Raw genomic sequence first — 8,246 nt, 5'->3', positions numbered from 1 at the left:
GCGTGCCCCGCAACGGGGAGACCTTCGACGCACCCGAGGCGACCGCCGCCCTAGGCTGACCCCCATGCCACCGGCCAAGAAGCGCACCCGCAGCTACGACCCCGCCAAGATCCGCGCGGCGGTGCTCGCCCAGTTCGGGAACGTGCGGCAGGCCGTCCACACCCTCACGCCCGGACAGCTGGCGCTGCCCACCCGGCTCGGCGACTGGACGGTCCGGGAGCTCGCGGCGCATGTGGCCATGGCCGTGGAGACCGTCAGCCGCAACCTCGACCGCGAGGAGCCGGCGAAGACGGAGCTCACCCTCCTCGACTGGCCCTTCGCCACCGCCGCCCGGGCCGCCGACATCGACGACGGCACCCGGCGGCTCGCCGAAGCCAACCCCGACCTCGGCACCCTCTACGCCGCGACCGAGGAACGCCTCACCAGGAACCTGGCCGACACACCCGGCGCCCGTCTGCTCGCCACCCGCACCGGTGCCCTGTCCCTCGCCGACTACCTGGTCACCCGTACCGTCGAACTCGTCGTCCACACCGACGACCTCAACGCCGCCGTCCCCGGCCTGGACATCACCTACGACCGGCAGGCCCTGGCCGCCTGCACCCGGCTGCTGGCCGACGCGCTCGCCGCCAGGGCGCCCGGCGGTTCGACGGAGGTGAGGGTGCCGCCGTACGCGGCGGTGCAGTGCGTGGAGGGGCCGAGACACACCCGGGGCACCCCGCCCAACGTCGTCGAGACGGATCCGCTGACCTGGATCCGGCTGGCGACCGGGCGGCTGGCCTGGGCCGAGGCCCTCCAGGGTGCCAAGGTCAGCGCGAGTGGGGAGCGCGCGGATCTGTCGGCCCACCTGCCGCTGATGGCCTGAATGCTGATGGCATCAGAAGGAATCCCCGCCGTAAGGGGAACCGATCCCGCCGGGTCCCCCGTCGAAGTGGCATGGACAGGCAGAAGCAGCGCATGGCCCTGACGGCCGCCGCCATGCTCGTCCCGCTCATGGCGGCCTGCGGCAGCGAGAAGGCGGACGGCGGCAGCGGCTCGGTCGGCGCCGACAAACCGGTCACCGGCGTGCGGTGGAGCGTGGACAGCGTCACCGCGGACGGCAGGACGCACAAGGCCCCCACCGGCGCCCACGTGACCATCGACAAGGGCCGGGCCGAGGGCAGCTTCGGCTGCAACAACTTCAGCGCCGAGGCCACCGTCGACGGCGACCGCGTCCGGCTGGGCACGACCAGGGCCACCGAGATGGCCTGCGAGAACAAGCCCATGGAGTTCGAGACGACCCTCGCGCGGGCCTTCTCCGACCAGGAGCTGAAGGCGAAGGTGGACGACGACCGCCTCACCCTCACCACCGACCGGGGTGACACCGTCCGCCTGACCAGGGCGAAGGACGCCCCGCTGGCCGGCACCAAGTGGACCGTCACGACCCCGAACTCCGACGGCCGGGCCCACCTCACCTTCGACGAGAAGAAGGGCACGGTCTCCGGCAGCCTCGGCTGCAACAAGGTGAACGCCAAGGCCACGGTCAGCGACGGCCATATCACCCTCGGCCCCCCGGCCACGACCCGAATGATGTGCGAAGACTCACTCATGGACGGCGAGAAGACGCTGCTGCGTCTTTTCGACGGGAAGCTGAAGTACGGAGTCGATCACCAAATCCTCACGCTGACCAGCGAAAACGGTACGAGTGTGCGAGCGGTCGCCGAGCGGTGATCCACCGGAAAGCCCGGTATCCCCAATTCGGACCAGTGGTCGACCTCGCCTACACTCGGTGGCGTGCCACGTGGTGACGGACGACTCAACCACGACCTGCTCCCCGGTGAGAAGGGCCCCCAGGACGCTTGCGGCGTCTTCGGTGTCTGGGCTCCGGGCGAAGAGGTCGCCAAGCTCACGTACTTCGGGCTCTACGCCCTCCAGCATCGAGGCCAGGAATCCGCGGGAATCGCGGTCAGCAACGGCTCACAGATCCTCGTCTTCAAGGACATGGGCCTGGTTTCCCAGGTCTTCGACGAGACCTCCCTCGGTTCGCTCCAGGGTCACATCGCGGTCGGTCACGCCCGCTACTCGACCACCGGTGCCTCCGTCTGGGAGAACGCCCAGCCGACCTTCCGCGCGACCGGACACGGATCCATCGCGCTCGGCCACAACGGCAATCTCGTCAACACCGCCCAGCTCGCCGAGATGGTCGCCGACCTGCCCAAGCAGGAAGGCGGCCGCACCCCGCGCGTCGCGGCGACCAACGACACCGACCTGCTCACCGCGCTCCTCGCGGCCCAGGTCGACGAGGAGGGCAAGCCGCTGACCATCGAGGAGGCCGCTCACACGGTCCTCCCGAAGGTCCGGGGCGCCTTCTCGCTCGTCTTCATGGACGAGCACACCCTGTACGCGGCCCGCGACCCGCAGGGCATCCGCCCGCTGGTCCTCGGCCGGCTGGAGCGCGGCTGGGTGGTGGCCTCCGAGTCCGCCGCCCTCGACATCTGCGGCGCCGCTTACGTCCGGGAGATCGAGCCGGGCGAGTTCGTCGCCATCGACGAGAACGGCCTGCGAACCTCCCGATTCGCGGACGCGAAGCCCAAGGGCTGTGTCTTCGAATACGTGTACCTGGCCCGCCCGGACACCGATATCGCGGGCCGGAACGTGTACCTCTCCCGCGTGGAGATGGGCCGCAAGCTCGCCAAGGAAGCGCCCGTCGAGGCCGACCTGGTGATAGCGACCCCGGAGTCGGGCACGCCCGCGGCGATCGGCTACGCGGAGGCCTCCGGCATCCCGTTCGGCGCCGGCCTCGTCAAGAACGCGTACGTCGGCCGGACGTTCATCCAGCCCTCGCAGACCATCCGCCAGCTGGGCATCCGCCTGAAACTGAACCCGCTGAAGGAAGTCATCAAGGGCAAGCGCCTGGTCGTAGTCGACGACTCGATCGTGCGCGGCAACACCCAGCGGGCCCTGGTCCGCATGCTCCGCGAGGCGGGCGCGGCCGAGGTCCACATCCGGATCTCCTCGCCGCCCGTGAAGTGGCCCTGCTTCTTCGGCATCGACTTCGCCACCCGCGCCGAGCTCATCGCCAACGGCATGACGATCGACGAGATCGGTACCTCCCTGGGCGCCGACTCCCTGGCCTACATCTCCATCGACGGCATGATCGAGGCGACCACCATCGCCAAGCCGAACCTGTGCCGCGCCTGCTTCGACGGCGAGTACCCGATGGAGCTCCCGGACCCCGAGCTGCTCGGCAAGCAGCTGCTGGAGACGGAGCTGGCCGCCGGCCCGGCCGCCACGGCCGCCGCCGACGCGATCCGCCGCCCGTAGACGGCCCGTAACACCTGCCGTACGACACGAAGGTTCTGCTTAGCCATGTCTGAGAAACCCATTGCCGAGGGCGGCGCCAGCTACGCAGCCGCGGGCGTCGACATCGAAGCGGGCGACCGCGCCGTCGAACTGATGAAGGAGTGGGTGAAGAAGGCCCAGCGCCCCGAGGTCCTCGGCGGCCTCGGCGGTTTCGCCGGCCTCTTCGACGCCTCCGCCCTGAAGAACTACGACCGGCCCCTGCTCGCCTCCGCCACGGACGGTGTCGGCACCAAGGTCGACATCGCCCGCCAGCTGGGCGTCTACGACAGCATCGGCCACGACCTCGTCGCCATGGTCATGGACGACATCGTGGTCTGCGGCGCCGAGCCACTGTTCATGACCGACTACATCTGCGTCGGCAAGGTCCACCCCGAGCGGGTCGCCGCCATCGTGAAGGGCATCGCCGAGGGCTGTGTGCTCGCCGGCTGCGCCCTGGTCGGCGGCGAGACGGCCGAGCATCCGGGCCTGCTGGGCGAGGACGACTTCGACGTCGCCGGCGCCGGTACGGGCGTCGTGGAGGCCGACCGACTGCTCGGCGCGGATCGCATCCGGACGGGTGACGCGGTGATCGCCATGGCGTCCTCCGGTCTTCACTCGAACGGGTACTCCCTCGTCCGCCACGTCCTGCTGAACCAGGCGGGCCTGGCGCTGGACGCGCACATCGAGGAGCTCGGCCGCACCCTCGGCGAGGAGCTCCTGGAGCCCACGAAGATCTACTCGCTGGACTGCCTGGCCCTGATGCGCACCACCGAGGTGCACGCCTTCAGCCACATCACCGGCGGCGGACTCGCGGCCAACCTCGCCCGGGTCGTCCCGGACGAGCTGCACGCCATCGTCGACCGCTCCACCTGGACGCCGGCCCCGATCTTCGGCCTCGTCGGCCGCACGGGCAGCGTCGAGCGCCTGGAGCTCGAGAAGACCCTGAACATGGGCGTCGGCATGATCGCGATCGTGCCGCAGGAGTCCGTGGACGTGGCCCTGACGACCCTCGCCGACCGCGGCGTGGACGCCTGGGTGGCCGGAGAGATCACGGACCGGGGCGAGCACACCACTGGTGCCGCCCTGATCGGTGACTACGCGAGCTGAAGCACGGGGGAATGACCCTGCAGGCAGCACAGAACCCGGTCGGTGACCTTCAGCCACCGACCGGGTGAGTGCTCAGTGCAGGGTCAAGCGCCGCGACGATGCTGCGAGGACTGGTCGTCCTCGTCGTCGTCGTCCTCATAGAGGTCGGCGTACCGTGCGTACAGGTCCTCATCATCATCGTCTTCGAGCGGCTCGCCGTTAGGCGGCTGCGGATTCGAAGGCGATGCACCCAGCTCCTCGGCCAGGCGTGAGAGGTCAGTCCCACCGCTGTTGTACTTCAGCTGGCGGGCGACCTTCGTCTGCTTGGCCTTGGCCCGGCCGCGCCCCATGGCTCGACCCCCTCAACGACGGGGCTCGACGGCCCCAGAGTCTTGACACGCGTTCATGGTCCGGCACGGACTCTCCGCGGAGAGACCGGTCCGTAGGGCTTCCACGGTACCTGAGCCCGCGCCCATACGGTACGTCGCCCACATGACGTGCCCGCGCCCAGGACCTTCGAGGCGCCCCGTCCTCGCTGGTCAACCGCGATTTTAACCACTTATCGACGGTCGACCCGCCGGTAGAAGTGAGAGTTCTCTCTAACTGCCCACCGGCGGGTACCGGCCAAACGTACGAGACGGCGTGGATCAGTCCCGCACCGCCCCCCGGGTCAGCTCGCCCGGCGGGCCAGGGTCGCGTCGTGCATCCGCTGCTCGGCGATCCGGTCGGCCGCGGCGGCCGGCGGAATGCCGTCTTCCTTCGCACGTGCGAATATGGCCAGCGTGGTGTCGAAGATCTTCGACGCCTTCGCCTTGCACCGGTCGAAGTCGAAGCCGTGCAGCTCGTCCGCGACCTGGATGACACCGCCGGCGTTCACCACGTAGTCCGGCGCGTAGAGGATCCCGCGGTCGGCGAGGTCCTTCTCCACGCCCGGGTGGGCGAGCTGGTTGTTGGCCGCGCCGCAGACCACCTTGGCGGTGAGCGCGGGCACGGTGTCGTCGTTCAGCGCTCCGCCGAGTGCGCACGGGGCGTAGATGTCGAGGCCCTCGGCGCGGATCAGGGTCGCGGTGTCGGCTACGGCCGTGACGCCCGCCGGGTGCGCCGCGAGGATCCGGCCCACGGCGTCCTCGCGGACGTCGGTGATGACGACCTCGGCGCCCTCGGCCCGCAGGTGCTCCACCAGGTGGTGGCCGACCTTGCCGACGCCGGCGATGCCGACCCGCTTCCCGCGCAGCGAGGGGTCGCCCCACAGGTGCTGCGCGGAGGCCCGCATGCCCTGGTAGACGCCGTAGGCGGTGAGGACGGAGGAGTCCCCGGCGCCGCCGTTCTCCGGCGAGCGGCCGGTCGTCCAGCGGCACTCGCGGGCCACGACGTCCATGTCGGCGACATACGTGCCGACGTCGCAGGCGGTGACGTACCGGCCGCCGAGCGAGGCGACGAAGCGGCCGTAGGCGAGGAGCAGCTCCTCGCTCTTGATCGTGTCCGGGTCGCCGATGATCACGGCTTTGCCGCCGCCGTGGTCGAGACCGGCCATGGCGTTCTTGTACGACATCCCGCGGGCGAGGTTCAGCGCATCCGCGACGGCCTCGGCCTCGTTCGCGTACGGGTAGAAGCGCGTACCGCCGAGTGCGGGGCCCAGGGCGGTGGAATGGAGGGCGATGACGGCCTTGAGGCCGCTCGCACGGTCCTGGCAGAGCACGACTTGCTCATGTCCGCCCTGGTCCGAGTGGAACAGGGTGTGCAGTACATCAGCAGGTGCGCCGGTTACGTCGGTCACTGTGGTGACTCCTGAGTAGGTGCGGCGGGTGGAGACCAGCTCCCGTGGGACTCCCCCCGCGCTTTTGGCTGTGGGGGAGGGTGGCGGGGACTGTTGAGCATGAGATTAGAGCCTGGTGGGCCCCGACGGCCGCACAGTGCACAGGATCACCTCCGGCCGGAGTACACCCGTGCGACGATTTGCATAGATTCCCGCGCGATCGTGAGCGGGTTCCGCAGGTTTTCGCGGCGGTGCGCGGGGGAGGGAGCAGGCGTGCCCAAGGTGACCTCGGTGATCGTCCCCTACGCGACCTACCTGCGCGTGTACGAACCGCTGGCCGCCTTCCCCGAGCCGGAGCGCAGCCAGTGGGCCCGCTACGCCCGCCGTACGGACCGCCCCTCGTACCAGGACGAACTCCGCCGCGCGCTCGCCGACTTGGCCTCCACCCCGCCGGTCCCGGTGCCGGTGCACGAGAGCGATGACGCCTTCGTCCTCGACGTGGACGGCGTCGTCTGCGTCTGCCCCTGGCGCACCCGGCTGCGCGGCTGGCTGGCCCTGGAGGAGCTCTCCGAGGAGCTCCCCCCGCCCGTGATGGACGCGGTCCTGCCGCCCGTCCTGCGACGCCAGGCGGCCCAGGACTACGAGCGCTGGCTGACGATCAACCCCGACGCCCGGCCGTGGATCCGTACGGCCACCTGGCAGGTGCCGATCAACTGGTTCGTGCTGGTCTCCGACGAGGAGCGCGAGTACGACAAGGGCGCCTCCGTCGACAGCCCGCCCGTGCTGCGCTACCGCACCCCCATGGTCCAGGCCCGGCGGCGGGTGGCCCGGGGGCTGCGCGCCCTGCGGGAGGCGATGAACGAGGGGCCGCTGATCGACGGCCTGATGGACGTCGGCCGCTGGCTGGAGGAGTTCCACCCGCGCTCGCTGGTGGAACTGGACTACGGCGGCCTGGTGCACGTGGTGCCGACCGGGACGCTGGAGGACGACCATTCCGCGGCGGACGTGGCCGAGGGCATCGCCGCGCTGCGCCGGGGCGACGGGGCCGGCGCGGGGGAGGCGTACGCCCGGCTCGTGGAGCGGTGGCGTTCCGTACGGAATCTGCGGTCGGCCAACTGACGCCTGACCTTGATGTCCGTACAGATCGCTCGCATTCGGTCACGAACTGACGTTTGACGAACCGCCCGATTTGGGGTTTCGTCCTCGCACCGAGTTCCTGAAGCGGGCTGTGCGTCTCCTGAGGCTTAGTCAACAAGGGGCGTAGGGCCCGATCCGGGCAGACCTCTCAAGTAGGCCAAGCGTGACGGACTACACGTACGAGGCTCTTGCGCCCCTTGCCCCTCCTCATGCCAAAATAGGACAAGGAGTCCGGGGAGGACTCCTTCCGTCCTATGGTGCTGCACTATGGGCGGAATCTCAGCATTGCACGCTTTGGGGGGCCTGGTGACTTCCTGATCGCCCTGTGACTGATCGTCACAGCGGTGTGACTGTCCGCTATGGCATGGTCCATCGGCTTCCGTCGCTGATGAACACCTGGAGGGGCAATTCCATCGGTTTGGCCGACGCGGCTGGACAGATGGTGTAGTTGTAGTGCCGAGGACAAGCCGTTCGTCCTATAACCGACTCGACTCGCGTCCGCCATTTCGGGCAACGCGGGTCAAGGTGCAGAATTTAGAGGAAAGAACCGAGAAGGTTCGGTTCTCCCGAGGAGGCCGCTCATGACCGCTCGCACCCCTGATGCCGAGCCGCTGCTGACCCCGGCTGAGGTCGCCACCATGTTCCGCGTCGACCCCAAGACGGTCACGCGGTGGGCGAAGGCCGGCAAGCTCACGTCGATCCGCACGCTCGGCGGGCATCGGCGCTACCGCGAGGCCGAGGTCCGCGCTCTGCTCGCGGGCATCCCGCAGCAGCGCAGCGAGGCCTGAACAACTGAATAGTCGGGCAAACCGGCCGGTCCCCCACTGGCCGTAGCGCCCGGAACCACAGCTCCAAGCGACGCGGGATCCTGCCCCAACAGGCCCCACGCCCAAGCCAGTCAGAGCTTTCCAGGCATGCAACAGGGTGCGTCGTCGAAGAGCCGGGAGGA

At 69.6% G+C, this 8,246-nt stretch carries 8 protein-coding genes; 6 read left to right on the top strand and 2 right to left on the bottom strand.

All coding sequences use genetic code 11. The features are described from left to right. Positions 1–64: 64 nt before the first annotated feature. From ABZ281_RS12875 to purM, 4 genes are all read left to right on the top strand, one after another. Positions 65–862, top strand: a complete 798-nt coding sequence (locus ABZ281_RS12875; protein WP_356654875.1) for a sterol carrier family protein — start codon at positions 65–67, stop codon at positions 860–862. Between the two features lie 71 nt (positions 863–933). Further along, on the top strand, positions 934–1,707 hold the full coding sequence (locus ABZ281_RS12870; RefSeq protein ID WP_356654873.1) for an META domain-containing protein: 774 nt from the start codon (positions 934–936) through the stop codon (positions 1,705–1,707). Between the two features lie 63 nt (positions 1,708–1,770). Next, a complete protein-coding gene (purF, locus tag ABZ281_RS12865; protein ID WP_356654871.1) occupies positions 1,771–3,300 on the top strand; it encodes an amidophosphoribosyltransferase in 1,530 nt (509 codons plus the stop codon). Positions 3,301–3,345: 45 nt separating this feature from the next. Then, complete coding sequence (gene purM, locus ABZ281_RS12860; RefSeq protein WP_356654869.1) at positions 3,346–4,425, top strand: phosphoribosylformylglycinamidine cyclo-ligase; 1,080 nt, start codon at positions 3,346–3,348, stop codon at positions 4,423–4,425. 83 nt (positions 4,426–4,508) lie between these two features. On the opposite strand, the gene ABZ281_RS12855 is transcribed toward purM, so the two are convergent. Next, positions 4,509–4,754: a DUF3073 domain-containing protein gene (locus tag ABZ281_RS12855; RefSeq protein WP_298559577.1), complete on the bottom strand. Its 246-nt coding sequence runs from the start codon at positions 4,752–4,754 to the stop codon at positions 4,509–4,511. Between the two features lie 320 nt (positions 4,755–5,074). Then, entirely contained in the window at positions 5,075–6,181 is a 1,107-nt protein-coding gene (locus tag ABZ281_RS12850; protein WP_356654867.1) for a Glu/Leu/Phe/Val dehydrogenase dimerization domain-containing protein, read from the bottom strand. 252 nt (positions 6,182–6,433) lie between these two features. Here ABZ281_RS12850 and ABZ281_RS12845 point away from each other — a divergent pair, with 252 nt between their 5' ends. Continuing rightward, positions 6,434–7,279 (top strand): hypothetical protein, encoded by an 846-nt coding sequence (locus ABZ281_RS12845; protein ID WP_356654865.1) that lies wholly within the window; start codon positions 6,434–6,436, stop codon positions 7,277–7,279. Positions 7,280–7,878: 599 nt separating this feature from the next. Further along, complete coding sequence (gene bldC / locus ABZ281_RS12840) at positions 7,879–8,085, top strand: developmental transcriptional regulator BldC (RefSeq protein WP_003949541.1); 207 nt, start codon at positions 7,879–7,881, stop codon at positions 8,083–8,085. Positions 8,086–8,246: the final 161 nt, after the last annotated feature.

The sequence above is a fragment of the Streptomyces sp. NPDC006265 genome, from assembly GCF_040613555.1.
Taxonomy (GTDB): domain Bacteria; phylum Actinomycetota; class Actinomycetes; order Streptomycetales; family Streptomycetaceae; genus Streptomyces.
Note: the sequence above shows the minus strand (reverse complement) of the source record. Positions and strands in the feature narration are given on the sequence as shown.